The 25659-nt window shown below is 59.1% G+C and carries 22 protein-coding genes, 2 tRNA genes and 3 pseudogenes; 10 read left to right on the plus strand and 17 right to left on the minus strand.

The window, feature by feature from the left end; translation table 11 throughout:
• Positions 1-63: 63 nt before the first annotated feature.
• Entirely contained in the window at positions 64-915 is an 852-nt protein-coding gene (locus ACEN8R_RS10600) for an amidohydrolase family protein (protein ID WP_018929031.1), read from the minus strand.
• Positions 912-2051 carry an FMNH2-dependent alkanesulfonate monooxygenase gene (ssuD, locus tag ACEN8R_RS10605; RefSeq protein WP_018929030.1) on the minus strand — a complete coding sequence of 380 codons (1140 nt, stop codon included), beginning with the start codon at positions 2049-2051 and terminating at the stop codon, positions 912-914. Before ssuD ends, ACEN8R_RS10600 begins: the two co-directional genes overlap by 4 nt.
• A gap of 635 nt (positions 2052-2686) precedes the next feature.
• On the opposite strand from ssuD, the gene msuE (ACEN8R_RS10610) reads away from it, so the two are divergent.
• Genes msuE (ACEN8R_RS10610) through ACEN8R_RS10620 form a run of 3 tightly spaced genes read left to right on the plus strand, consistent with a single transcriptional unit; the run spans position 2687 to position 5560 of the window.
• Entirely contained in the window at positions 2687-3250 is a 564-nt protein-coding gene (gene msuE / locus ACEN8R_RS10610) for an FMN reductase (protein WP_018929029.1), read from the plus strand.
• A 10-nt stretch (positions 3251-3260) separates the two neighbouring features.
• Positions 3261-4448, plus strand: coding sequence for an acyl-CoA dehydrogenase family protein (locus ACEN8R_RS10615; protein WP_018929028.1), 1188 nt, complete (start codon positions 3261-3263; stop codon positions 4446-4448).
• An 8-nt stretch (positions 4449-4456) separates the two neighbouring features.
• Positions 4457-5560: a sigma-54 interaction domain-containing protein gene (locus tag ACEN8R_RS10620; protein WP_018929027.1), complete on the plus strand. Its 1104-nt coding sequence runs from the start codon at positions 4457-4459 to the stop codon at positions 5558-5560.
• A gap of 10 nt (positions 5561-5570) precedes the next feature.
• On the opposite strand, the gene ACEN8R_RS10625 is transcribed toward ACEN8R_RS10620, so the two are convergent.
• The 8 genes from ACEN8R_RS10625 to msuE (ACEN8R_RS10660) form a co-directional block, all read right to left on the minus strand.
• Positions 5571-6341: an ABC transporter ATP-binding protein gene (locus ACEN8R_RS10625; RefSeq protein WP_018929026.1), complete on the minus strand. Its 771-nt coding sequence runs from the start codon at positions 6339-6341 to the stop codon at positions 5571-5573.
• A gap of 148 nt (positions 6342-6489) precedes the next feature.
• Positions 6490-7815 carry an ABC transporter substrate-binding protein gene (locus ACEN8R_RS10630; protein WP_018929025.1) on the minus strand — a complete coding sequence of 442 codons (1326 nt, stop codon included), beginning with the start codon at positions 7813-7815 and terminating at the stop codon, positions 6490-6492.
• Between the two features lie 80 nt (positions 7816-7895).
• Positions 7896-8963 carry a branched-chain amino acid ABC transporter permease gene (locus ACEN8R_RS10635; RefSeq protein ID WP_495624846.1) on the minus strand — a complete coding sequence of 356 codons (1068 nt, stop codon included), beginning with the start codon at positions 8961-8963 and terminating at the stop codon, positions 7896-7898.
• Between the two features lie 11 nt (positions 8964-8974).
• The gene (locus ACEN8R_RS10640) at positions 8975-9856 is read right to left on the minus strand and encodes a branched-chain amino acid ABC transporter permease (protein ID WP_258614218.1); all 882 of its coding nucleotides are present in this window, start codon (positions 9854-9856) and stop codon (positions 8975-8977) included.
• A gap of 76 nt (positions 9857-9932) precedes the next feature.
• On the minus strand, positions 9933-10724 hold the full coding sequence (locus tag ACEN8R_RS10645) for an ABC transporter ATP-binding protein (protein WP_018929022.1): 792 nt from the start codon (positions 10722-10724) through the stop codon (positions 9933-9935).
• 14 nt (positions 10725-10738) lie between these two features.
• A complete protein-coding gene (locus ACEN8R_RS10650) occupies positions 10739-11893 on the minus strand; it encodes an AMP-binding protein (protein ID WP_495624847.1) in 1155 nt (384 codons plus the stop codon).
• Between the two features lie 15 nt (positions 11894-11908).
• Complete coding sequence (gene sfnG / locus ACEN8R_RS10655) at positions 11909-13009, minus strand: dimethylsulfone monooxygenase SfnG (protein ID WP_018929020.1); 1101 nt, start codon at positions 13007-13009, stop codon at positions 11909-11911.
• A gap of 46 nt (positions 13010-13055) precedes the next feature.
• The gene (gene msuE, locus ACEN8R_RS10660; RefSeq protein ID WP_018929019.1) at positions 13056-13619 is read right to left on the minus strand and encodes an FMN reductase; all 564 of its coding nucleotides are present in this window, start codon (positions 13617-13619) and stop codon (positions 13056-13058) included.
• Between the two features lie 392 nt (positions 13620-14011).
• Between msuE (ACEN8R_RS10660) and ACEN8R_RS10665 the strand changes: the two genes are divergently transcribed.
• Positions 14012-15250 carry an acyl-CoA dehydrogenase family protein gene (locus ACEN8R_RS10665; RefSeq protein WP_495624848.1) on the plus strand — a complete coding sequence of 413 codons (1239 nt, stop codon included), beginning with the start codon at positions 14012-14014 and terminating at the stop codon, positions 15248-15250.
• A 7-nt stretch (positions 15251-15257) separates the two neighbouring features.
• Here the strand turns inward: ACEN8R_RS10665 and ACEN8R_RS10670 are convergent, their stop codons facing one another.
• Entirely contained in the window at positions 15258-15587 is a 330-nt protein-coding gene (locus ACEN8R_RS10670) for a hypothetical protein (protein ID WP_495624849.1), read from the minus strand.
• A 104-nt stretch (positions 15588-15691) separates the two neighbouring features.
• A complete protein-coding gene (locus tag ACEN8R_RS10675; protein WP_305409040.1) occupies positions 15692-17818 on the minus strand; it encodes a TonB-dependent siderophore receptor in 2127 nt (708 codons plus the stop codon).
• A 212-nt stretch (positions 17819-18030) separates the two neighbouring features.
• Between ACEN8R_RS10675 and ACEN8R_RS10680 the strand changes: the two are divergent.
• Both ACEN8R_RS10680 and ACEN8R_RS10685 read left to right on the plus strand, forming a co-directional pair.
• Positions 18031-18258: pseudogene (locus tag ACEN8R_RS10680) on the plus strand (site-specific integrase); the annotation flags it as partial.
• Positions 18259-18579: 321 nt separating this feature from the next.
• Positions 18580-18843: a hypothetical protein gene (locus ACEN8R_RS10685; RefSeq protein ID WP_026286635.1), complete on the plus strand. Its 264-nt coding sequence runs from the start codon at positions 18580-18582 to the stop codon at positions 18841-18843.
• Positions 18844-18924: 81 nt separating this feature from the next.
• Here the strand turns inward: ACEN8R_RS10685 and ACEN8R_RS10690 are convergent.
• Positions 18925-19008: pseudogene (locus ACEN8R_RS10690) on the minus strand (DUF2280 domain-containing protein); the annotation flags it as partial.
• A 2-nt stretch (positions 19009-19010) separates the two neighbouring features.
• Here ACEN8R_RS10690 and ACEN8R_RS10695 point away from each other — a divergent pair.
• Positions 19011-19325 (plus strand): annotated as a pseudogene (locus tag ACEN8R_RS10695) (tyrosine-type recombinase/integrase); the annotation flags it as partial.
• 82 nt (positions 19326-19407) lie between these two features.
• Here the strand turns inward: ACEN8R_RS10695 and ACEN8R_RS10700 are convergent.
• Positions 19408-19494: transfer RNA gene (locus ACEN8R_RS10700), tRNA-Leu, on the minus strand.
• 687 nt (positions 19495-20181) lie between these two features.
• Positions 20182-20481: a hypothetical protein gene (locus ACEN8R_RS10705; RefSeq protein WP_495624850.1), complete on the minus strand. Its 300-nt coding sequence runs from the start codon at positions 20479-20481 to the stop codon at positions 20182-20184.
• A 3-nt stretch (positions 20482-20484) separates the two neighbouring features.
• Here ACEN8R_RS10705 and ACEN8R_RS10710 point away from each other — a divergent pair, with 3 nt between their 5' ends.
• Positions 20485-21495 carry an acyltransferase family protein gene (locus tag ACEN8R_RS10710; RefSeq protein ID WP_495624851.1) on the plus strand — a complete coding sequence of 337 codons (1011 nt, stop codon included), beginning with the start codon at positions 20485-20487 and terminating at the stop codon, positions 21493-21495.
• A 386-nt stretch (positions 21496-21881) separates the two neighbouring features.
• Here ACEN8R_RS10710 and ACEN8R_RS10715 read toward each other — a convergent pair.
• Both ACEN8R_RS10715 and ACEN8R_RS10720 read right to left on the minus strand, forming a co-directional pair.
• A tRNA-Cys gene (locus ACEN8R_RS10715) sits at positions 21882-21955 on the minus strand.
• A 241-nt stretch (positions 21956-22196) separates the two neighbouring features.
• Positions 22197-23099 (minus strand): helix-turn-helix domain-containing protein, encoded by a 903-nt coding sequence (locus tag ACEN8R_RS10720; RefSeq protein WP_018929012.1) that lies wholly within the window; start codon positions 23097-23099, stop codon positions 22197-22199.
• Positions 23100-23400: 301 nt separating this feature from the next.
• Here ACEN8R_RS10720 and ACEN8R_RS10725 point away from each other — a divergent pair, with 301 nt between their 5' ends.
• Together ACEN8R_RS10725 and ACEN8R_RS10730 are read left to right on the plus strand one after the other, a co-directional pair.
• Positions 23401-24711, plus strand: a complete 1311-nt coding sequence (locus tag ACEN8R_RS10725) for an ABC transporter substrate-binding protein (RefSeq protein WP_064617635.1) — start codon at positions 23401-23403, stop codon at positions 24709-24711.
• 167 nt (positions 24712-24878) lie between these two features.
• Positions 24879-25652: an L-iditol 2-dehydrogenase gene (locus ACEN8R_RS10730; RefSeq protein ID WP_018929010.1), complete on the plus strand. Its 774-nt coding sequence runs from the start codon at positions 24879-24881 to the stop codon at positions 25650-25652.
• The last annotated feature ends 7 nt before the right edge of the window (positions 25653-25659 follow it).

Raw genomic sequence — 25659 nt, forward strand, 5'->3', positions numbered from 1 at the left:
TTACCTCGCCGACTTCTATAGCCCGATTGGGCGTCCGTCGAAACGGCAGGCGTCGATTCAAGGCTACCTCCTCAACCCTAACAACCGCGCCGCATTCCCATAAAGCAACTTATCCAGCACCTGATCCTTGAACCCCAGCGCCTGAAAATCCTCGATCGACTGGCGGATCGGCCGGAACGGGTAGGACGAGCCAAACAACAGTTGGTCGCCCAGAAAGCCATTGGCTGCTGCGACAAAGGCCTCGCTGCCCGGCAGGAACAGGTACATGTCTGGCACGGCGAAGATGTTTTCATAGCGAAAAGCTACGCCCAGCAGTTGCGCCACGTTCGGCCAGTAGCCGTGGTAACAGACTATTTTCAGTTCGGGAAACGCTCGTGCCACCGCTGCCAGGCGGCCAGGGTCGTTGAAGGCCGGATCCGGCGTGGTCGGTCCGCTCATCAGGAACAGCGCAATGCCACGGCGCGACAAGTGTTCGTAGAGGGGAAAGTACAGCGGGTCATCCGGATGCCGTGCCGGCGCGGCGAAACCCGGCTCCAGGCCGATACCGACCAGACCGAGTTGATCAATCACCCGGTCGATTTCGGCAATAGCGCCATCGATACCCTGAAGCGTCGGGTCAACCCCGGCGATACCCAGCAGCTCCTGATGGGGATGGGTGATTTCGTGGATGAAATCATTCGGCAGGTGTTGCCCAGGGGTGTGTCGCCCCACCACCACCGCCTGGCTCAAACCGGCTTCTCGGACTTCGGCAATAAAGCCCTCTGGCGTCAGCGAGCGGGCAAAATGCTCGTCGCTGCCGCGAGCTCCGACGCGGCGATTCAGCCAGCGCGCGGTGGCGTAGCCCGCCGAGCCCGGGTTGGCGCCAAAGAAATCGTGCAGATAGGCCGGCCGGCAGCGCATGTCGATCACTTTCATACCGCGGTTTCCTCTTGTTTGGTCTTGGCTCGCACATCGAAGGCTCCGCCCGTGAGCACCTCATTGACGGTCACCGCCTGTTTACCGGGCAACGACGGGAACACCAGTTCGGCGAAGCGGTAGGCCTCTTCCAGGTGCGGATAACCTGAGAGCACGAAGCTGTCGACGCCGAGGTCGACGTATTCCTGCAGCCGGGCGGCGACGGTCTGCGGGTCACCGACCAAGGCAGTACCGGCACCGCCGCGCACCAGGCCGACACCGGCCCACAGGTTGGGACTGACTTCCAGCTGATCGCGACAGCCACCGTGCAGCGCAGCCATGCGGCGCTGGCCTTCGGAGTCCATGGTCGCGTAGTTGGCCTGGGCCTGGGCGATGGTCTCGTCGTCCAGGTACTGGATCAGTTCGTTGGCAGCGGCCCAGGCTTGCTCGTTGGTTTCACGCACGATCACGTGCAGACGTACGCCAAAACGCACTGTGCGGCCGTGCTTCGCGGCGCGGGCACGTACATCGCCGATCTTCTCGGCCACCGCGGCCGGTGGCTCGCCCCAGGTCAGGTAGGTGTCCACGTGTTTGGCGGCCAGCTCGTGGGCAGCCGGCGAAGAGCCACCGAAGTACAGCGGCGGATAGGGCTTCTGCACCGGCGGGAAGAAATTCTGCGCCCGCTTCACATGGATGTGCTTGCCCTCGAAGTCGACCGTTTCACCCTGCAATACCCGACGCCAGACGGTGAGGAACTCATCGGCGGCCTCATAGCGCTCATCGTGCTTGAGGTACACGCCCTCGGCGGCCAGCTCGGCCGCATCGCCACCGGGGACCACGTTGAGCAGCAGGCGCCCACCCAGGGCCTGGTCGAGGCTGGCAGCCTGACGTGCCGTTACGGTCGGGCTGCTGATTGACGTGCGCAAGGCCACCAACAATTTAATCCGGCTGGTCACTGGTACCAGACTGGCAGCGGTGACCCAGGGATCAAGACAACTGCTGCCGGTGGGAATCAACAGGCCGTCGTAGCCAAGGCTTTCCGCAGCCACAGCAATCTGCCGCATGTACTGGTTGGTGGCCGGGCGGCCGGACTCGGACTTACCCAGGTAGCGGGTGTCACCGGAGGTGGGGAGAAACCAGAAAATATCCAAATTCATGGTACGGGCCTCAGGGAGTGATACAGGGCTGGATCACAAGGCGCACGGCACATCGGCCGGCAGATATAGGAAGCGAGCACTCTGTGGCGCCCTGATCAGCACTGTTGCTGGAGAGTCAGGTGCCTGAGCAAGAGCCATACCAGAAGCCCTGAAACCTTGCGTTGCGGGCTGCAGGCAGCGTGCACAACCACCTGAGCGGCGACGGTGGAAGGTGAATGCCATGCGCTTTGGTCCACCCACTGTTGCCCACCCAACAGTGATGTTGAACCGCTATTGTCTGAGCAACACTTGGCCGATCCGAGAGGCATTACCTACTGATTTCGGCCGGCTAAAGCCAGCCAAAAGCTGCTCGCCTGGCACTGACAGCCCGACAAAGCCTTAAGCTAATAACCAAAAAGTATTTATTAGATGTTTTTTAGATCACTTACATTCAATTCATGGATACCACAGTGTTGCCCGACAAACAGCAGCGCCATTGCTGCTCACGCAACAGTCGCTCAACAGTTAGCTGCCCAGACAACAGCAGTCGAGACCAAGAAACAGACTAACTTATTGTTTTTCATAGCTCTTTTAACCATGGAACAACTCTTGCTCTGATGGCTGCACATCCCGCAACTCGAACAGGAACAGACCCCATGAGCACTCCACTTAAAGTCGTCGCCGTTTCCGGTGGAACCTATCGTCCGTCGCGCACCCTGGTACTGGTCCAAGCCATCGTTGCTGAGCTGAGCCAGTACCTGCCAATCGAAAGCCGCATCATCGAGCTGGGTGACATTGTCCGCCCGCTGGGCAGCGCCATATCCCGTCGGGAGCTGCCGGAAACTGTTGAGTACGAGTTGAATGCGATTGAGTCGGCGGACCTGTTGGTGGTGGCCGCACCGGTCTACCGTGGTGCCTACCCGGGCCAGTTCAAGCACCTGTTCGACCTGATTGGCCAGGACGCATTGATCGATACCCCGGTGTTGCTGGCCGCCACCGGTGGCAGCGACCGGCATGCGCTGGTAATCGATCACCAGTTGCGCCCGCTGTTCAGCTTCTTCCAGTCGGTGACCCTACCCTTGGGCGTGTATGCCTCGGAGGCCGATTTCACGAATTACCAGATCAGCAGCGAAGCGCTGAAAACACGCATCCGCCTGGCAGTCGAACGGGCCGCACCGCTGTTCACCGCCAATGCCGCCGACCTGCGGAAAACAGCCTGAGGAACAGCCTGTGACCGCTATCCATACGTCCAAACTTGAAACCCCGCTGCAGATCGCTCGGACGCTCGCCGCCGAGTTTTCCCGAACCGCCGCCGAACGCGACCATCTGGGCGGCACGCCGAAAGCCGAGCGCGACGAGTTGCGCCGTAGCGGTCTGCTGGCGATGAAAATTGACCAGCAATACGGTGGCCTTGGCGCCAGCTGGAGCGACACCCTGGAAGTGGTGCGCGAATTCGCCAGGATCGACAGCTCGATCGCCCACGTGTTCGGCTTCCAGCACTTGATGCTGGCCACGGTGCGGCTGTTTTCCCGGCCCGAACAGTGGCAGCCCTGGTTCGAACAGACCGCGCGCAACAACTGGTTCTGGGGTAATGCCCTTAACCCGCTGGACACCCGCACCCTGTCGAAAAAGTTTGCCGGCTATCGCGAGTTTTCCGGGCGCAAGAGTTTCTGCTCCGGCTCCGCCGATTCGGAAATGCTGATTGCCTCGGCGCTGGATGAATCCACCAGCGGCAAGCTGTTGATCGCCGCCATTCCCAGCCACCGCACCGGCATCACCTTGCACGGCGACTGGGACAACATCGGCCAACGGCAGACCGACAGCGGCAGCGCCACCTTCGAACGGGTGCGCGTGGAAGAGAATGAGCTGCTGCTCGATCCCGGCCCGCTGAGCACGCCCTTTGCCTGCCTGCGCCCGCTGATCGCCCAACTGACCTTCGTCAATATCTTCCTCGGCATTGCCGAGGGCGCGTTCGAAGAGGCCCGCGATTACACCCTCAAGGAAACGCGCCCCTGGTTCAAGGCCAACGTCAGCCAGGCCAATCAGGACCCCTATGTCCTGCGCCATTACGGCGAATTCTGGGTCGGGCTGGAAAGCGTGCGCCTGCTCACTGAACGAGCCAACGCCCTGCTCGACCAAGCCTGGAGCAAGGAGCACCAGCTCGCCGCCGAGGAACGTGGCCAACTGGCCCTGGCCATTGCCACCGCCAAGGTCGCCGCCACCCGCACCGGCCTGGACCTGACCAGCAGCCTGTTTGAAGTGACCGGCGCCCGCGCCACCCATGCCGCGCTGCGCCTTGATCGTCACTGGCGCAACCTGCGCACCCAGACCCTGCACGACCCCGTGGACTACAAGCTCCATGAACTGGGTGACTGGGCGCTCAACACGGCGCTGCCCACTCCGTCCTTTTACTCATAGGCCCGACCATGCAACTACTCACGCTGCCGCCCTCACCAGCCTTGGCCACCTCGATACGCGCCACCGCGCAAGTCTTCGAAGACCCGAAATCACAGGCGCTGCTGGCGCACCTGCAACAGGTTGCGCCCAGTGATGCCAGCGTGTTGATCATCGGCGAAACCGGGACCGGCAAGGAGCTGGTGGCCCGTCACCTGCACAACCTCAGCGCTCGTCGCAACAAACCGTTTATCGCGGTCAACTGCGGCGCGTTTTCCGAAAGTTTGGTGGAGGCCGAACTGTTCGGCCACGAAAAAGGCGCCTTCACCGGCGCCCTGAGCGCCAAAGCCGGCTGGTTCGAGGAAGCCAACGGCGGCACGCTGTTCCTCGACGAAATCGGCGACTTGCCGATGCCAATCCAGGTCAAGTTGCTGCGGGTGCTGCAGGAGCGTGAAGTGGTTCGCCTGGGTTCACGCAAAAGCATCCCAATCGATGTACGGGTGCTGGCTGCGACCAACGTGCAGCTGGAAAAAGCCATCAACGCCGGGCACTTTCGCGAAGACCTCTATTACCGGCTAAACGTGGTCAGCCTGGAACTCAGCCCGCTGCGCGAGCGACCGGGCGACATCCTGCCGCTGATCCGCCACTTCATCGCCGAGTACAGTCGTCGGCTGGGCTATGGCGAAGTGGTGCTGGATACCGAAGCCGAACAGAAGCTGGTGAATTACTCATGGCCGGGCAATATTCGCGAGCTGGAAAACGTCATTCACCACACCTTACTGATCTGCCGTAACAATCTGATCCGCGTCCAGGACTTGCACCTGTCCAACCTGCGTATCGAACGCCTGGACGCCAGCAATACCGTACAGGACGACAGTGCCGACGCCCTGTTGCAGCAAGCCTTCAAGAAGCTGTTCGAGGAAGAAAGCGGCGCCCTCCACGAGCGGGTCGAGGAAGCGCTGTTGCGCGCGGCCTATCGCTTCTGCCACTACAACCAGGTGCACACCGCCAGCTTGCTGGGGCTGAGTCGCAACATCACCCGCGCGATGTTGATCAAGGTCGGTGAACTGGTGGTGAACAAACGCCGCCCGGTACAGGACGCCCAGACGGTCAAAGTGGTCAACCTGTCGATCTGACTGGTGGCGGTCAAGCAGCAGCTCCTTTACCCGCTGTCCCGCCCCCCAGGTAGAAGTCCTGAATATCACTGCGCGCGGCCAACTGCCCGGTCGTGCCTTCGCTGACAACCCGGCCGCTTTCCAGCACGTAGCCGTACTGGGCGTAACGCAGGGCCAGGTTGATGTTCTGCTCGGCAATCAGGAAGCTCACGCCGTCGCGCTGATTGAGCTGCTGGATGATCTCGAAGATCTCCTCGACGATCTGCGGTGCCAGGCCCATCGAAGGTTCGTCCAGCAATACCAGCTGCGGCCGGGCCATCAGCGCCCGCCCGAGCGCAACCATCTGCTGTTCACCCCCGGAGGTGTAGCCGGCCAGGCTTTTGCGCCGCAGCTTGAGGCGCGGAAACTGGCTGTAGATACGCTCAAGATCGGCCTTCAGTTGCCCGCGGGACACCTGACGCGCAAAGGCACCCGTCAGCAAGTTTTCTTCCACTGTCAGTTGGGCAAAGCAATGCCGGCCTTCCAGTACCTGCACCAGGCCGCTGGCCACCAGGCTATGGGGCGTGCTACGAGTGACATCCTCGCCTCGATAGAGGATCCGCCCCTGCACTACCTCGCCCCGCTCGGCGCGCACCAGATTGGAGGCGGCCTTCAAGGTGGTGCTCTTGCCGGCACCGTTGGCCCCCAGCAACACCACGATCTGCCCTTGCGGCACCGCCAGCGATACCCCGCACACCGCGAGGATGGCCTGTTCGTACAGGACTTCAATCGCGTCGATCCGCAAGATCGGTACTTGGTTCATACGCCTATCCCCATGCTGTTCAATTAATAAAAGCTTGAAACAAGTGACTTGTGGCGAGTGACTTGCTCCCTCGCCACGGGATGTGTATTGAGCAGACATTGCCTTAACGGAAAAGCATTGGGGACGCCTCCCCGACCCGATTCACATCTCAGCTGTCCTGGCTGCAATCGCGCGGTGTGATGCCTTTTTCCTTGGCGTACTGGTGCGACGAGGCTTCGATGATCGGCCTGAGCAAGGCACGGTCGGCCTGCACCCAGTCACTGATCAGTTTCCACTGGCTGCCATCCCACTGCTGGAAGCGCACGGCACCGCCCCCTTCATGGTCCGAGCACGACAGCTGCAATGGTTGCACCAAGCCCAGTGCACCCAGCTCCTTGAGGCGGGCATCGTCCAGTTTGAGGTGCTCGAAGCCCCAGCGCACCTGCTCGCCGGTGAGCGGTTGCTTGCCGAATTTCTCCTGGGCAATGCGCACCGCTTCGACATTGAGAATGCCGTTCACCACACCGAGGTTGTAATACACGGTGCCGAAGCGTTTCGGATCGGCCAGGTCACCATTGCCCCTGGCCACCACCTGCTGCTGGATGCCTTGCAGGACCGGGAAATCGGTGCCCGTGGGGTGCGTGGTGATCGCGATAAAGCCTTTGGCGGCGGCACCGGCCGGTGCGGCATCGTCCTCGGAGTTACTCCAGATGTTGCCGATGATGTGATCCGCCGGGAAGCCGACTTTCTGCGCGGTTTTCAACGCCACCGGGTTCATCACGCCCCAGCCTCGCAGAATCACCCAGTCGGGTTTTTCCCGGCGAATGTTGAGCCATTGCGACTGCTGTTCGTTACCCGGATGGGGCACTTCCAGCAGGGTCAGCTTGAACCCGTACTTGTCGGCCAGGGTCTGCAACACCTCATTGGTTTCCTTGCCGTAGGGCGAGCCATGATACAGGGTGACTATCTTCTTGCCCTTGAGCTGGTCCAGCCCCCCGGCCTGCTGGCCGATGTAGTTGATGATCGCCGAGACTTCGGAGTACGGGTTCAGCTGCAACGGGAAGACATAGGGGAAAACGCTGCCGTCAGTGGAGTCGGTGCGGCCGTGGTTGATGGTGATCAGCGGCAGTTTGTCCGCGGTCGAGCGCTCCAGGGTGGCATAGGCGATTCCCACCGACAGCGGGTTAGTGGCGGCAGCCGGCGCACCATTGAGGCCTTTTTTCAGACGCTCGTAGCACTCCACGCCCTTCTCGACCACGTATTCGGTTTCGCACTCGCTCCAGGTCAGCTTGACGCCGTTGACCCCGCCATTGGCATTGACGTACTTGAGGTAGTCGATAAAACCACCAAAAAACCCGGTACCACCGGCGGCATAAGGACCGACCCGATAGCTCTGCAGCGGGAAGTACTGTTCGTTATCCGCCTGCGCAGTCAATGTGGCAACGCTCAGGCTGACGGCCAGGGCGAGGCTACTGAGTAGAGATCGTTTCAACATCGGTATTTTCCTTATCAATGATTCAATCGCACGTTTGCCGCAGGAGGATCGAAGCGCAGTCCATGCCTGCGCCGGTTTGCTCAGTAGCGCAGGGGCCACAACCGAGCGCGCTCGCGGAACTTCTGCCAGAGGCGCGCCAGGCCCTCCGGCTCCTTGACCAGGAACACAATGATCAGGGCGCCAAATGCCATCTTCTGCAGGTTTTCTATCTGCCCGGCATCGATCAGCCCGGCCGGCAACAAGGCCACCAGGTTCGACAGCAGCACCGGAAACAGCACGATGAACGCCGCGCCCAGGAAGTTGCCGAGGATGCTGCCCAGGCCACCGATAATGATGATGAACAGGATCTGGAAGGACCGATTCAGATCGAAACCGTGGGGCTCCACGGTGCCCAGGTAAGTGAAGGCCCACAGCGCTCCGGCCACCCCGAGAAAGAAGCCGCTGATTGCAAACGCCAGCAGCTTGGTCTTGAGCAACGCAATTCCCATCACTGCAGCGGCCGTGTCCATGTCACGCACGGCCATCCAGTTGCGTCCCAGTTCACTGCGCACCAGGTTCTTGCCCAGCCAGAACAACGCCACCACCACCCCCAACGTCAGCAGGTAACGGCCCACCGGTGAGTTCAAATCCACCCCGAGTATCTCCAGGCGCGGTGCACTGATCACCCCCGAGGCGCTGTTATTGGAGAACCAGCTGAAGTGGGTCAGCGCCCAGGTCACAAAGAACTGTGCCGCCAGGGTCGACACCAGCAGATAGAAGCCCTTGATCCGCAGGCTCGGCAGGCCGAACAGCACCGCCACCAGCGCTGCCACTCCCCCGCCCAGGGCCATGCTGAGCAATAACGGCGAGCCCGGCACCCGCAGTTCAACGTTGTAAGTGGCAAAGGCGCCCACAGCCATGAAGGCCGCCGAGCCCAGCGACAACTGCCCGGCATAGCCGGTCAGCAGGTTCAGCCCCAGCCCGGCCAGTGATAGCACCAGAAACGGAATCAGAATGGCGCTGAACCAATAGTCGTTACCCAGATACGGCACACCTACAAAGGCCAACAGCAGCAAGGCAACCAAGCCGTAACGGTCCTGCCGCAGGCGAAACACCCGGCGGTCCTGGGCATAGCGAGTACTGAACTGACCGGCTTCCTGATAAAACATCACGCCTCTCCTTAAACCCGCTCGATCGCGCGTTCACCAAATAGCCCGGCCGGCCGCACCAGCAGGAACAGCAACGCCAGCACATAGGGAAACCAGTTCTCGATACCGCCGCCGATGACGGGGCCCAGGTACACCTCGGCCAGCTTCTCCGAGGCGCCGACGATCAAGCCGCCGACAATCGCCCCACTGATCGAGGTAAAACCGCCGATGATCAGCACCGGCAATGCCTTGAGTACCACCAGCGACAGCGAAAACTGCACCCCCAGCCGCGCGCCCCAGAGCAGGCCGGCCACCAGACCGACAAACCCGGCCACCGCCCACACCAGCACCCACACCCGTTGCAGGCGGATGCCCACGGCCAACGCCGCCAGCGGGTCATCGGCCACGGCACGCAACGACAAACCAATACGGGTCTTGTTGAACAGCAGCGACAGCGCCAACACCAGCAGCGCGGCGGCCACGGCGGCAAAAATGTCGAACTGCGACAACAGCATGCCGCCCAGTTCCAGTGGCTCGTCACTGATGCCCAGTTCCAGGCCATGCACCTGGGCGCCCCACAGCGCCTGGGCGCCCCCTTCGATCACGTAGGACAAGCCGAGGGTGGCCATGAACAAGGTGATTGGCGAGCGGTTGACCAGCGGACGCAATACCACCCGCTCCACCGCCAACGCCAGCAGCACCATCGCCGCCAGGCTAATGACAAACGCCAGCCAGAACGGCACCCCGCGCTCCAAGAGGCTGACAAAGGTCAGCGCCGAAAACAGCACCATCGCCCCCTGGGCGAAGTTGAAGACGCCGGAGGCCTTGTAGATCAGGACAAAACCGATGGCCACCAGGGCGTACATCACCCCGGCCAGCAGCCCACCGATCAACACCTCTAAGAAAAATTCCATGAGCCTTCCTGTTTTGCGGGCAAAGGGTTCCTGGCCACCAGGCGGCTGGCGGCTGGCGGCGCTATCGACCCAGGGGTTAGTGGCGCGTGCCGAGGTAGGCGGCGATCACCTCGGGGTTTTGTCGCACTTCTTCGGGTGGGCCGTCGCCGATCTTGCGGCCGTAGTCGAGCACCACCACGTGATCGCAAATGCCCATGACCACTCCGATGTCGTGCTCGATCAACACCACCGTAGTGCCCAACTCACGGTTGATGTCGACGATGAAGCGGCTCATCTGCTGCTTCTCTTCGGCGTTCATCCCGGCCATCGGTTCGTCCAGCAACAGCAAACGCGGTTCGGCGGCCAGGGCACGGGCGAGTTCCACCCGTTTCTGCAAGCCATAGGGCAGCTTGCCGACAAGGGTGTCGCGCCAGGGCTGGATGTGCAGAAAGTCGATTATCCGCTCGGCGGCCTCACGTTGGCGGTCGTCCTCGCCAGCGGCGCGGCCGATGCGCAGAGCCTGCTCGATCCAGCTGCTGCGACGCTTGAGGGTGCGTCCGGTGAGCACGTTGTCGAGCACACTCATGCCTTTGAACAAGGCGATGTTCTGAAAGGTGCGGGCAATGCCGCGCACCGCCGCATCATGCGGGCTCATGCGCCGGCGCCCTTCTCCGGCAAAGCGGATGCGCCCCTGCTGGGCCTGGTACACGCCGTTGATCACATTCAGCAGTGAGCTTTTACCCGCGCCATTGGGGCCGATCAAGGCGCAAATCTCGCCGGCGGCCACGGCAAAGCTGATGTCGGTCACCGCCTTGACGCCCTTGAACGACAAGCCAATATTTTCCAGCTCCAGCAGATGTTCAACCTTTGTCGCCTGTGTCTGTGCCATGAGTCATGTCCTTGTCAGGCCGGTTGCGTGCTGTCTTCGATCCAGCCGTTGACCACCGGGGCTGGCCAGCGCGCGGGCCGGTGCCACTGTGCCGGGTCAGGCCAGGTGCGTACTTCAATCGCCAAGGCCTGGAAAAACGCCTGGGTGTGTGGCGCCAGCGCCTCGCCCACCACCAACGGCGCGCGGGTGCGGGAAAAGCCGAGGATGTCGCGCAACGGCCGGCGGATCAGCCAGTACCCCAGATGCCGTTGCAGCGCACCGGGGTGCGCCACCAGCGCCCAGTCCACCAGACGCCGACGCCAGCTGCCTGGCTCCGGCAAGCGGGCCAGGACCTGGGCATGCAGGCGCTCGTAGGTTTTCCGGGTGCCGGCCACCAGCGTCGGGCCCAACTCGCGACGGTCCTGGTCGCGAGTCGCCAGGTTCTCCGGAAAATTCAGTCGAAAGCCGGCAATCAACCAAGGCGCCAGCAAGTAACGCGCTTGACTACCCGCGGCAAACGCTCGCGCCGCCAGGGCTTCTTCCTGCCGCCCCAGCTGCTCGCTGTGCACCAGGCGCCGGCCTTCCTTTAGCAACTCGGCGTGGCTAATGCGCTGCTGCTCGATGCGCTGCCCCACACCCAAACGGTAGAAGGTAAAAGCTGTGCGCTCGGCTCGGGCCTGGGGTTCCAGCCGGTGATCGCTGCCCAGCAGCAGTTGTGCGAACGCCAGGGTGTCACCGGTCTGACTCACCTCAGCCATGCCGCGGCCGTCGGCGTAAATCAGCAGCCTGGGCGCCAGTCCGGCGGCGCGCAGGCGCTGAATCTCCTCATGGCCTTCGGCGAACACCCATTCACTGTGCAGCTCACGCAACAGCGGCACCTGTGCAGCCGCTGCCTCCAGCGGATCCAACAGCGCGGCCACCCCGCCCAACCACTGTGCCGCCAGTACAGCGATCAACGCCTCCGGCCGCGGGCGGCTGACAATCACCAAGCTCGCGCCAGGCACAAAACCACGCACCTGCAAGGCCATTGCCAGGTGTTCAACCTCAGCGGCCAGTTGGCGCCAGGTTCGCACCTGCCACACCCCCAGGCGCTTATGTCGCAGGGCAATGCCCGTCCCTTGCTGACGTGCCTGCTGTTGCAGCCACTGCGGCAAGGTGTCGGATTGCGTGTTATCAGTGAATGTCGCCATGACCTTTCCCGTCCTTTAGGCGAGCGCCGCAGCCTTGGCCGCGACCGCCTCGCGCTCCAGCTCACGCACCAACGGCAACACCTTGCGGCCGAAGTACTCCACTTCTTCATGAAAGTGCAGGAAGCCAGTGAGCACCAGGTCCACGCCCACCGCCTTGAGGGCGACGATGCGTTCGGCAATCTGCTGCGGCGTACCGATCAGGTTGGTCTTGAAGCCATCGTTGTACTGCACCAGGTCTTCGAAGGTGGACTTGGCCCAGTTGCCTTCGCCTTCAGGGCTGGAGGCGCCGGCGTTCTTCGCCTCGCTGCCGAAACCATTGACGGCCTCCGGATCGGCCTTGGCGATAATTTCCTGCAATACCGCTCGGGCTTCAGCCTCGGTTTTGCGGGCAATGACAAAGGCGTTCACCCCAACTTTCACTGAGTGGCCATTGATCGCGGCCTTGGCCCGAATGTCGTCGACCTGGGCCTTGATGCCTTCGACGCTGTTGCCGTTGGTGAAGTACCAATCGGAAACCCGCGAAGCCATGTCCCGCGCCGCGCGCGAGCTGCCACCCTGGAAGATTTCCGGGTGCGGTTGCTGCAGTGGCTTGGGTTTGAGGGTGTAGTCATGGAAGCGGTAGAAATCGCCATGAAAACTGAAGTTGTCCTGGGTCCAAATGCCCTTGAGCGCCTGGATGAATTCTTCCGAGCGACGATAGCGCTCATCGTGGTCCAGCCACGGCTCGCCAATGGCCCGGAACTCGCCCTTGAACCAACCCGACACGATATTCACCGCGACCCGACCGTTGGTGAACTGGTCGATGGTGGCCAGCTGTTTGGCCGCCAGCACCGGACTCCAGGGCCCAGGCAGGATGGCGGCGATCACCTTGAGCTTCTCGGTGGCGGCCAACAGCGCGTGGCTTATGGTCACCGACTCGTGCTGGTTTTCGGCGCCATAACCGGCGGTAAAGCGGATCTGTGACAAGGCGTATTCGAAGCCGGCCTTTTCGGCGATTTGCGCCAGCTTGCGGTTGTAATCGATGTCCCAGCTGGTGCGCTGTTCGATCTTGCTGACCACAAGGCCACCGCTGACGTTGGGAACCCAATAGGCAAACTTGATGTTGTCCTGGCTCATTGTACGTACTCCATTGACTCGTTGAAATGAGGGTTGACCCGGGACGTCAGGCAGCGCTGGCATCCCGGTGAACTTTCGGATTGAGGCTCAGGACCGCCGACTCGACAGCGCGCTCGATGCGTTCGAGCAACTGGGGGCTGGTGATCTGGTAGTCGGTGAAGTCGGCTTCGGCGGCATACACACCGATGGGCAAGCTCAGGGCCTGGAAGAAACCAAACAGCGGGCGCAACTGGTGATCGATGATCAGGGCGTGGCGGTCCGAGCCACCGGTGGCGGCCAGCAACACCGGCACGTTGTTCAACGCCTGGTGATGGACGAAATCGAACAGGTGCTTGAACAGTCCGGTGTACGAGGCGCGGTAAACCGGGCTGGCAGCAATCAGCAGGTCGGCCGTTTCAATGGCCTGCAGATCGGCCTCTACCGCGGCGGGCAAGTCTTCACGGCACAGCACCCCGGCAAACTGCGGGCCGACCTCGGACAATTCGATGAGGTGCAGCGCGATCGGCAGCTGTTGCGCAAGACCGGCGACCAGAGCCTTGAGCAGCACCAGGGTGCGCGTAGGCCGCTGCACGCTCCCGGATACCGCGACCACTTTCAGTGTGTTGCTCATTGCCCGTCCTCATGGTGGCAGAGGCCACCGCGGCACCTGCACAAGGACTAGAGCAGCAACCGTGCCATCTCTATAATTCAATAAAAATCAATAAGTTATACGGTTTTTCGCAAAACGCCGCAGTGTCGTCCACCGGGCAGGCTGTTGATCAACTGTTGCGCTCACAACAGCTGCCTCTCTGCCCATTCCGTGCAGCGCGCCCAGGCCGCTGTTGCCGGGCAGTCAGCGCTTCAGCAAGTTGCCCGGCAGACGACAGCAACCACCCTGGCGAACAGCCCTGCGCGCCCGATTAAACGGCTTTTGCAGTGCCAGGCACGACCTGTGCACTGGCAGTAGTACGCAACAGATCGACTGCACTGTTGCTTCTCTTGCCTTCCATAAGGAGCTGCACCATGACTGTCCAGCAACAGCACCTGCCACACCCCCTCTCCAGCGGTACCGACTACCAGGCCCTGGCCGAGCGCTTCCGGCCGATCTTTGCACGCATCGCCGCCGGCGCACTGGAGCGCGAGCAAACTCGCAGCCTGCCCTTTGAACAAGTGAAGTGGCTGAAGGAAGCCGGCTTTGGCGCCGTGCGCGTGCCGGTGCAGTACGGTGGCGCCGGCGCTTCCCTGCCCCAGTTGTTTGAGTTGCTGATCGAACTGGCCGAAGCCGATTCCAATCTGCCGCAGGCGTTGCGCGGTCACTTTGCCTTTGTCGAAGACCGCCTCAACGCCCATGCCGATGCGCCCCAGGACACCTGGTTCAAGCGTTTTGTCGACGGCGATCTGGTGGGCAACGCCTGGACCGAAGTCGGCAGCATCAAGATCGGCCAGGTTGGCACCCGTGTCTCGCGTCTGGGTGAACAATGGGTGGTCAACGGCACCAAGTACTACAGCACCGGCAGTATCTTCGCCGACTGGATCGACCTCTATGCCCAGCGCGATGACAACGGCGCCGATGTGATTGCCGCCGTTCGCGTGCAGCAACCGGGTATTGTGCAGAGCGACGACTGGGATGGCTTTGGTCAGCGCACCACCGGCAGCGGCACCTCGGTATTCGAGAACGCCGTGGTGGAGCCCGAAAACCTGCTGGACTTCACCACCCGCTTCAAATACCAGACGGCCTTCTATCAACTGGTGCTGTTGGCGGTCCAGACCGGTGCCGGCCGTGCCGCGGTGCGCGACATCACGGAAGAAGTACGCAAGCGCACGCGCATCTTCAGCACCGGCAACGCCAGCCACGTCAGCCAGGATGTCCAGGTGCAGCAAGTGGTGGGCAAGGCTTCAGCGCAGGTCTATGCCGCACACGCCACCACCCTGCGCGCCGCGGCCGCCTTGCAGGTGGCCTACGAAAGCCGCTTCGCCCATAACGACGAAGCCGAACGCGATGCCAACATCGCCGCCGAACTGGAATCCGCCCAGGCCCAAGTGGTGATCGCCGACCTGGTGCTGCGCGCCACCAGCGACCTGTTCAACGCCCTCAGCGCCTCGGCCACCAGCACCGGCAAAGCCCTCGATCGTCACTGGCGCAACGCTCGCACCGCGGCCTCGCACAACCCGCTGATCTACAAGGAACGCATCATCGGCGACTGGGAAATCAACGGCACCGAACCGCCCTACGTCTGGCAGATCGGTGCAGGATCGAAGTAAGTCGACATCACGCGGGTGCCAGATACCCCGGCACCTGATCGGCCAGCGACGAAGCACGGGCCAGCAACGCGCCTGGCCCCTGGCTCGTCGCTACGCCCAGGAATCGACGTCCCTGGGCGCGGCTCTGGATACGCTCGATACCGCCATGCAGCAAGCTGACCTGCCCACCCAGTGCCTGGGCGATGCCCAGCAGATCGGTCGCCACGGCCGGTGACACCTCGTGTTGCGGGTCACCAAAAATCTGCCACACCTCGCCCTGCTCCACGATCCGCCCACGGTCCAGCACCAGGCACGAGCGACCTGAGATAAGCTGACGGCTGACCTGTCTGTAGCTCAAATCTGCAACTGTCGCCTTTGCAGGATCCACAGACTCTACTGCTGACGCACATCGCCTCACTTCCAGCGTTATCGCGCTTGCTCAGTGTGCACCAGCAGAACGCACTACAACGTGTAGGAAATACCGACTTGCACGGTTCGTGGCGCACCCGGATAAGCGTAAACATTGCCGAACGCGCCTTCTTCATAATCGCGATCAAACAGGTTTTTCACGTCAAGATTGAGCCGCACCTTGTCATTGATCTTGTAGAAGCCAAGCAAGTCGACAACGGTGTAGCTGCCCATCGAAAACGCAGTGTTGGCGGTTTGTCCGGCGCGCTCGTCGACGTACTTGAATCCGGTGCCCAAGCCCAATCCCTTGAGGGTGCCGTCCTGGAACTCGTACATATTCAGCAGGCTGAAGCTGTTTTTCGGGATGTTCAGCAGCCGCGTGCCAGAGCGCAGTACGTTGTCTTTGGTCACTTCGGCATCGACATAGGCGTAGCCGCCAATCACGCGCCATTCGGGAGTGAGGTTGCCGGCAACGTTGATGTCAAAACCACGGCTTCGCACTTCACCGGCAGCCACGCTGAAGGTGGAATCGACGGGGTCGGTGGTCAGCACGTTACGCTTCTCGATCTGATAGATCGCCGCATCGACACTCAACCGCTGATCCAGTGCTTCCCACTTGATACCCATTTCGTACGACTTGCCCTTCTCCGGCGCAAACCCTCCGCCGAGGCGGCTTGCGCCGGTGTTGGGCTTGAACGAGCGGGCGGTGTCGGCATAAACCGCTAATGTCTCGGTCAAATCGTAGGTCACGCCGATGCGCGGAGTTACTGCGTTGTCACTCGCCTGCCAACTCTTGCCGCCCGGGACAAAGGTTTCGTAGTCATGTTCGAAGCGTTCGAAACGCGCCCCTGCCAGCACCTTCAGTTTGTCGGTCAGTGCCAATTGATCCTGCACAAACGCGGCATAAGTTTTGAGGTTTTCCTTGTCGTGGGTCGGCGTGCGAGTCAGTGCTGGACGCGACTGGCCGTACACCGGATCGAAGATGTCGATCGGATACGCATCGACAGCACCGCTGGAGCGTTGAATGATCGACTTGTAGTCATAATCTTCGTACTCGATACCGGTGAGCAACGTGTGCTGCAAACCAGCGGTATCGAAATGGCCGGTCAGATTGAGCTGGGTATCCTTGTCGGTCCACTCCAGCTTGCGATAGTTGAAGTTGCGCCCCAAGGTGCGGCCGTCAGCGGCAATACCGTTGGCCTCGACTGCGTTGCCCTTGAGCGAACCATCGAGCCACTGGAAGCCACCACCCAGCGTCCAGTCGTCATTGAGCATGTGCTCGAAACGCAGCTGCGCCATGTTGTTGTCGTTATGCAGTTTGCCAGCGTCTTTTTCGCCGAAAAAACTGTCGCGAGAGGCGGTACCCGTCTGCCTCGGGTAACGTGTAACGCCTCGATCCAGAGGCGCGTTGTTACGCATGAAATCGCCTTCGAAAATCAGCTTGGTCGCGTCGGTTGCCTGCCACGTGAGCACCGGCGTGATACCGTAGCGCTCGGTTTCGACGTGATCGCGGAAGGTGTCGCCGCCCTCGCCCACTACGTTCAGTCGATAGGCCAGGCGCCCTTCTTCGTCGAGCGGGCCGGAAGCATCCAGCGTGCCACGCTTCATGCCCTGATCGTTCAGTTGACTGCCCAAGGTGACGGTGCGCTCGGGCAACGGCTGTTTGGAAATCACGTTGAACGTGCCGCCAGGATCACCCCGACCGTAGAGCATGGTTGCCGGACCGCGTAGCACTTCGAGTCGCTCGATAGTGTTGGCATCCGGCATGTTCGGATAGCCGCGGTTGATCGGAAAACCGTTGCGATAAAACTCGCCAGTGGTAAAGCCACGAACGGTAAACGTGGTCAGACCCTGTCCACCAAAATTGTTCGCCCGCCCCACGCCCCCAGCGTAGTCCAACGCGTCCTGCAAACGGGTGGCTCCCAGATCCTCGACCGCATCTTTCGAGACCACACTGATCGATTGTGGGGTTTCGTGGATCGACGTGTCGGTGCGTGTGGCGCTGGCCGAGCGCGTAGCCAGATAACCCTGCACCGGGCCGTCCGCCCTTTCATAATTCGCAGTACCGATAACATCGGTTGCGTCCAGCTCAAGCGTTGAGGGTGACACCTCCGTTTGTTCAGCCCATGAGGTAGACGACAATGCTTGCAGCACACAAATGGAAAGCAGGGTTCGACGCATGAAGAGAAAAACCTTTACGAATAGGCCAATGCAGGGAGTGAAACCGCCAAAAACTGCGGCGCATGCTATACAAAACCATTCGTAATTAACACTGATTCCCATTAACAAAAACAATCTTCGATAAAGTCATCACTTCATTCAAGCAATGGCCATTGCAGCATCATCCGCGCCACGGCCGAGATCATCCAGCGCTGCCGACCTTGGCGGTGTAGCCGATGACGCCGAGCATGCTCCGGAAGTGGTTTGATAATGCCCCGAAGTTTGCCGGCATTCCCAAGGCTGATTTTCAAATGCGCGTACGGACGAAGGCCGCGACGGATAAGGAAGAATCGACACGCAACATTCGTGCTGCACGCGATCAACTTGGGCACACCACCGTAGGCATGACAGAGAAGTACATTCGAATGCGTAAAGGGATGAAAGTCACGCCCACAAAATGACCAGTGGTAGCGAATTGCGGAGCAGAGATAGATTTTTGCGGCGCAAAAAAATAAGGGCTTGCGTGAGGTATCTCATGCAAACCCTTGATATTCAAGGTGCCCAAAGCCGGAGTCGAACCGCACGCCCTTGCGAGCGGGCGATTTAAAGTCCCGAGCACGGTCAGGAGAACCTGACCATGAGTGGATAACGTGCGCAATCAGGAGCAGAAGCTAATCTCCCCTTTGAACGATAAAACTCAATAATCGAAAGTGTCTGCCGATAGTCAAAACGATGCCCCAGCATTAGGGGATTTTAGAATGTGGAGTAGCAGGCTCAAGCTTATGAAAGATATCTATCTACTGATCGAACATGGTATGGATCAGGGCGAAGTTTATGTGCTTGGCTGGTTCGATGATGAGAAAAGGGCCAAGGAAGTGGCTGAGGAAAAGGAGTGGGAGGCATACCGCGCCAGCTTGAAAACTGAGCACCCCTGGTCAAATCACAAACCGCTGCCGCCAGACCAAACTAAATATCGTCGCTTCTGGATCAAAGAGATTTCCAAATTTGATCACGTTCCAGTTCCTAGATCCTCGGCAGTTCATTGACCCTCCATCCGACTTCTGCTCGATTGCAGATCTATCAACTTATCTTCCAGCGGTGACCTGCAGGACGTACGCCTGACAAGCAGCCATGCGGCCAAGCGTTCGCAGCCGGAACGCCCTGTTAGCGATCGGGATCTCTGCCGTCTCTTCGCGGAAACGCTTGCGGGTAGAAGGTTTTGATTGATCGAATCATGTCCCGAAAGTCAGAACACAAGGTCCGCTCGACACGACTGATCGCTATAGCGGATGGCACACCAATGACAGTGGCGATATTGCGGAGAAGGTTTGATTTGGCCAGGGAAGCGGCCGGTGTCCAGAAATCTGAATTTCAGATGCGGGATTTACGCGCCAAGGCAGGCACAGATAAGGCCGAGTCCAGCGGTGATATCTTGCAGGCGAGAGATCAACTTGGGCATAAGGCTGTGGTAATGACAGAGAAGTACATCCGGAACCGCATGGGCAAGAAAGCCACTCCTACCAAGTGAATTGCGGACCAAATCCAAAATAGCGGACCAGAAACAAACAAGGGCTTGCATTAGCTTTCGCCTGCAAACCCTTGATTTTAGATGGTGCCCGAAGCCGGAATCGAACCGGCACGCCCTTACGAGCGGGGGATTTTAAGTCCCATGCGTCTACCAGTTTCGCCATTCGGGCGGTAGCGCTTGTGCAACAGAGGGGGAAATATATACATCCCGCCCCGGTGAAGCAAGTTCACACCCCCCTTTTCAAGACTAAATCTTGCAGGACTGCGAAAATAAAAAAGCTCCGTAGATCATGGACCTACGGAGCTCGTTTAAAGTGGAGGTCGAAGTCGGAATCGAACCGATGTAGGTGGATCTTCAATCGATCAACAAAACAAGCTATTTCAATAGGTTAGCATCATTATCGTTCCGCAAGCTACTGATTTTCAAGGTTCTGTAAGCCGCGCGGCACACGGGACTGCTCCATGGCTGCGGAGCTGCCCGGCGCCTGATTTTGTGACTCATCGCGCCAACCTCGTCCGAAAATAGACCTGATGCCGAGTTACCAATTGATACCAAAAACGACAAGCAAAGACGCTTTAATCGACTAGCCTTGCCGTACTAAACGCCAACGGAAGGGCAACCTGGATGATCAAGTTTGGAGCCGAGCGACCGGCAGAAACGCTGTACCCCAGTCTTTACGATGAGTTCGAGATCAGCAAAAAACCCTATTGGTCATCTCCCAGGGTGCAGGAAAAGGCCATGATCACGGCTCGCGCCAGCGCCATATTTAAACTGCTCAGGTTGGGTACTCGGTCCAACCCTCAGTGAGCATTTCGGCGCGATATGTGCCCTCATCGATTGCTTGCGGAAATGCTCGTTAGCGGTCGATCTGGAACCGCCTCATCGCCACGTTAAGGGCAGGTGCAAAAACGCCGACGCTGGTGCCGGCGTCGGAGAGGATCTTCAATAATTGTTGCACAGCAACAATAATGGCATTTTGCCAAGATGCGTCCAGTGATTTGGTGTAGAATCCGCATCGATCGGCACGACTCACCAATTTAGCGCTCAAAAAAACAAATAACATTCTCGGTTTTATATGCCTAAACAAATCATGGACAGAATTGTATTTTTGGATTGCATGCGAATATTTGCCTTTATTGGCGTGCTCGTCGGCCACCGAATGTTCCCAGACGTCTACTATGCATCTATCGATGAATCACTACATATCTCTTTACGGTATGTTTTATCGACAATCTCTCCATTAGTTTGGTCTGGTGCTGCAGGGGTAATCGTTTTTTTCATTACATCTGGCTACGTCATAACGCATGTACTCCAGTCCGAGAACACAACAGAGTTTCTCATAAAACGTTTTTTCAGAATTTATCCATTATTTATTTTCGCCGTCATCTGCGAGGCACTGGTAAATAAATTCGTTAATGGAATCCCGCTCCCTCCAGCCTGGCAATGGATTCCACACCTCCTTCTTTTAGGTGACCTGTTTGCAATTCCAACCTCACTATCTGGTGTTGAATGGACGTTGCGGATTGAGGTTGCTTTTTATGTGTTGATGGCGCTATTCAAGGCGTCCGGCCTGATGCGCAAGCAGCAATACCTTCCAATGGTATTTGGCGCTATTGCTGCAACCTTGTATTTCTCTTCGCCATTCCCTAACTCACCAGGGCTCACCCTCGGATACACCACGCTTTATGCTCCGTTCCTCTTTTTAGGATCGTGTATTTATCTGCTGGAAACCGGCAAAGCCAATAAGAATGCCTGCATCGCATTAATGATATGCATCGTCTTGGCATTCTGGACTATGACGACCAAAATCCAGCCATCATTCAATAACAATAATCACTCGATGTATGCACTGGCTATTTTCTTCTCTGCATGGCTGATTCGAGACAGAATACAAGATGGCCCACTTATCAGGCTCACCTCAAACCTGACGTACTCAGTCTATTTATTCCATAACTGGGCATGGCCTTATTTGGCAGAAGTCGTGAGCAACTTGGGAATCACCTATATCCCGCAAAAAATACAAATAGTCATGATCCTTGTAGTCATTTGCTACGTACTACATAAAACAGTAGAAACGTACGGCCTTCGCGCCGGGAGAATTGTAGTAGCCCGCTACCGCACTGCAAAGACCATCAACAGAATCAAACAAGTAGAAACTGCCAGCTCTTAACCCCCCCTATAACGATTACTCCAATACACTCAACTATCACGCAGGGATTGGAACCCCTGCCCTTGCCATAGCTGGCAAAGTGGTGAAGTAGCCTCTGTACCTATCTTCAGATGCCACGAAGGCTGCCGCGGATGGTGACCTTGAGCTTTCAGCGACGATTAGCAAATTTCAGTTCCGTGAAACCGACCGAAGACGGCTAGTGAAATTGACGATATCACTGACGCAAGTGCCCCGCTCGGTCACTCAGCTCGAGGGATAAAAAAGGTTTATCACCGCGTGTGCGCCCATCGTAAAGCCAACAACGCAATCCATTCATGCGGAACACTTCACTTTCCTGAAGGCATAAAAAAACCCCGTAGATCATTGATCTACGGGGTTTTTAATAGTGGAGGCCGAAGTCGGAATCGAACCGGCGTAGGTGGATTTGCAATCCACTGCATAACCATTTTGCTATTCGGCCTCAAACATCTGATGTTCAGTAGCGCAACATCAAACGTGTAAACTCGTACCTGGAAACAAGATTCTAATCTAGCTTCCAACCCTTTGAAATCTAAGGGGTTTTCGTGTTCCTGAATCAGGAATGGACGCAATTCTGGACTGGTTCGAAAGGCATGTCAAGAACTGGAAGAAAATAATTCCAGATGCGCTAACGCCACTACCCGGTTGCTTTCGAGACTAACACTTCAGCGCCACAGAAAGCGCTACCCACCGCAAGATGCGCGCTGCAACCGCTGCCGATACTCGCTGGGTGTCTCATGCATTTCATGGCGAAAGTGCCGATTGAAATTCGACAAGTTGGCGTACCCCACCTCAAAACAGATATCGGCAACGCTGAAACTGCTTTGCGCCAGCAAACGGCAGGCGCGCTGGACTCGTAGTTTGCGCGTCAGGTCGACGAAGGTATGGCCGGTGGCGCGCTTGAAGAATTTGGAGAAGGCCGGCTCGTTCATGTCCAGCCGCTGGGCAATGACCGACATCCGCAACTCATCGGCGAGGTCGTTCAGGATGTAGTCGAAGACAATGCTCATGCGCTGGGCCGTCAATGCGTCGAGCATGGGCGCGTATTGCAGGCTGGCGAGCGTCTGTCTCTCGCTGTCGGGGGCCGATGCCAGCAGTTGCAGCAACGACAGGAACAGGCACAGTCGCTGCAAGCCGTGGCACTGGCCGATCTCTTCCAGCAGTCGAGCTGCTTTTTTGCGGGTGTTGCCATGAAATTCGATGCCCTGCGCCGCCTGGCGAAACAGGCTTTGTAACTCGCTGAGCTCCGGGACCTTGTCGCGCAGTTGCATCAGCATCTGGCCATCGAATTGCAACACCACGTCACGGCCGGTAATCACCTCGCCTTTGCCCAGATCGCTGATCCAGTCATGAGGCAGGCCCGGGCCGATGAGGGCGACATGGCCGGCTTCGAATACGCCGATGTAGTCACCAGCCAGAAGCCGACCGCTGCCTTCACGGATCAGGTGGATCTCGAACTCCGGATGATGGTTCCAGCGCGCCAGGTCGAAGGGATAGTCGTGCTCATACCAACGAAAGCTGTGCTGGGGCTCGTTCAGAATGACTTCAAGCGCTGGCGGCTTGTCTGCGGTTACGTGATGGTTCATCACCCTGGCGATTCCGTTTTTGTTGGTTTTATCAAGGTACCGCGAAGCCCGGGACGAGTCGAAGTCTCGGGACGCTGACATGAGACTCGCACTAACGACGCCCGGCGCCTAGCGCGTTACATGGAGCCCACTGATACTTTTTTTCCACGGTCAAAAAAGTATCAGCGGCGCGTATGCCATTCATTTGTTCGCTGCTTGGGTAGCTGCAATTCTGTGGTCATCCCGGTGCGGCTATGCCCCGCCTCGTGGATTACAACAACAATAAAGCTTCTGCCGCCCAAGGCGCAGAGCGGAGATCACGATGAAGATCATTCCAAGCGCACTTTTTCTGTCCGCCGGGCTGTGCTCTGCCCTGCTCTGCCAGGCGGGTGAAACGGTGACCATCGCCACCGTGAACAACAGCGACATGATCCGCATGCAGCGACTGTCCAAAACATTCGAACAGCTGCACCCCGACGTGAAGCTCAACTGGGTGGTGCTTGAAGAGAACGTGTTGCGTCAGCGCCTGACCACCGACATAGCCACTCAGGGCGGCCAGTTCGACGTGCTCACCATCGGCACTTACGAAACACCGTTGTGGGGCGCCAAGCATTGGCTGGAGCCAATAAAGGACCTGCCCGCCAGCTATGACCTCGAAGATATTTTCCCTGCGGTTCGCCAAGGGTTATCGGTCAACGACACGCTCTACGCCCTGCCGTTCTATGGCGAAAGCACCGTCACCTATTACCGAACCGACCTGTTCAAGAACGCCGGCCTGAGCATGCCCGAGCACCCGACCTGGACGCAGCTCGGCGAGTTCGCCGGCAAGCTGCACCAGCCGGATAAAGAACAGTATGGGATGTGCTTGCGCGGCAAGGCCGGTTGGGGTGAGAACATGGCGCTGCTGACGACCATGTCCAACGCCTTTGGCGCGCGCTGGTTCAATGAGCAGTGGCAGCCGCAACTCACCGGGCCGCAATGGACTGCCGCCGCCAACTTCTACGTCAACACCCTGAAGCAGTACGGCCCACCGGGTGTGTCGAGCAATGGCTTCAACGAAACGCTCGCCCTGTTCAACAGTGGCAAATGCGCAATCTGGGTCGATGCCAGCGTCGCCGGCTCGTTCATCACCGACACAACGCAAAGCAAGGTGGCCAATGATGTTGGTTTCGTCGCCGCGCCAACAGAAGTCACCGACAAGGGTTCGTCCTGGCTCTATGCCTGGTCACTGGCCATCCCGGCGACATCCAAACACAAGGAAGCCGCCAAAGCCTTTGTGACCTGGGCCACCTCCAGGGAATACATCCAACTGGTTGCCAAGACGGATGGCATCAGCAACGTACCACCGGGCACCCGCATGTCGACCTACAGCGACGCCTATTTGCAGGCTGCGCCCTTCGCCGGTGTCACGCTGAAAATGATGCAGAACGCCGACCCGGCGCACCCATCAGTCCAGCCCGTGCCCTACGTCGGTATTCAGTACGTGACCATTCCCGAATTCCAGGCGATTGGCACGTCGGTCGGCAAACTGGTATCCGCGGCGCTCACCGGGCAGATGCCAGTGGAACAGGCCCTGGCCTCCGCGCAGCAAAGCACCGAGCGGGAGATGAAGCGCGCTGGTTATCCCAAGTAGGTAGTCCGTGTGGGAGCGGGCTTGCTCGCGAAGAGGGCGGCACATTCAACAGCGATGTCGCCTGACATACCGCTTTCGCGAGCAAACCCGCTCCCACAGGGTTCTGCGCAGACTTGTAATGCCCTCAACGGGGGCGTCTTTATAGCTCTTACGAATGGATGAAAAAAATGAAACGTCTGGAAGGAAAAAGCGCGCTTATCACCGGTTCTGCCAGGGGCATCGGGAGAACCTTCGCGCAAGCCTATCTCCGCGAAGGCGCTACGGTCGCAATCGCCGACATCAACCTTGAACGCGCGCAAGCCACAGCGGCTGAACTGGGGCCGAATGCCTATGCAGTCGAGATGGACGTGACCGATCAGCAATCCATCGACGCTGCCATCGCCACGGTGATCGCCACCAAAGGCAAGCTCGACATCCTGATCAACAACGCGGCGCTGTTTGATCTCGCGCCGATCACAGAGATTTCTCGCGACAGCTACGAACGGCTGTTCTCGATCAACGTTTCCGGCACCCTGTTCACACTGCAGGCCGCGGCCAAGCAGATGATCCGCCAGGGCCATGGTGGCAAGATCATCAATATGGCCAGCCAGGCCGGTCGGCGCGGTGAAGCGCTGGTCGCGGTGTATTGCGCGACCAAGGCGGCGGTGATCAGCCTCACGCAATCGGCCGGTCTCAATCTCATTCCCCATCACATCAACGTGAACGCTATCGCGCCGGGGGTGGTGGACGGCGAGCATTGGGACGGCGTCGACGCGCTGTTTGCCCGCTATGAAAACCGCCCGCTCGGGGAAAAGAAAAAACTGGCGGGACAGGAAGTGCCGTACGGGCGCATGGGCACGGCGGATGACCTTGTCGGCATGGCGATCTTCCTGGCATCGACCGAAAGCGATTACATCGTGGCGCAAACCTATAACGTCGATGGCGGCAACTGGATGAGCTGACTGGCCC

This window comes from Pseudomonas sp. Pseusp15 (assembly GCF_059492165.1).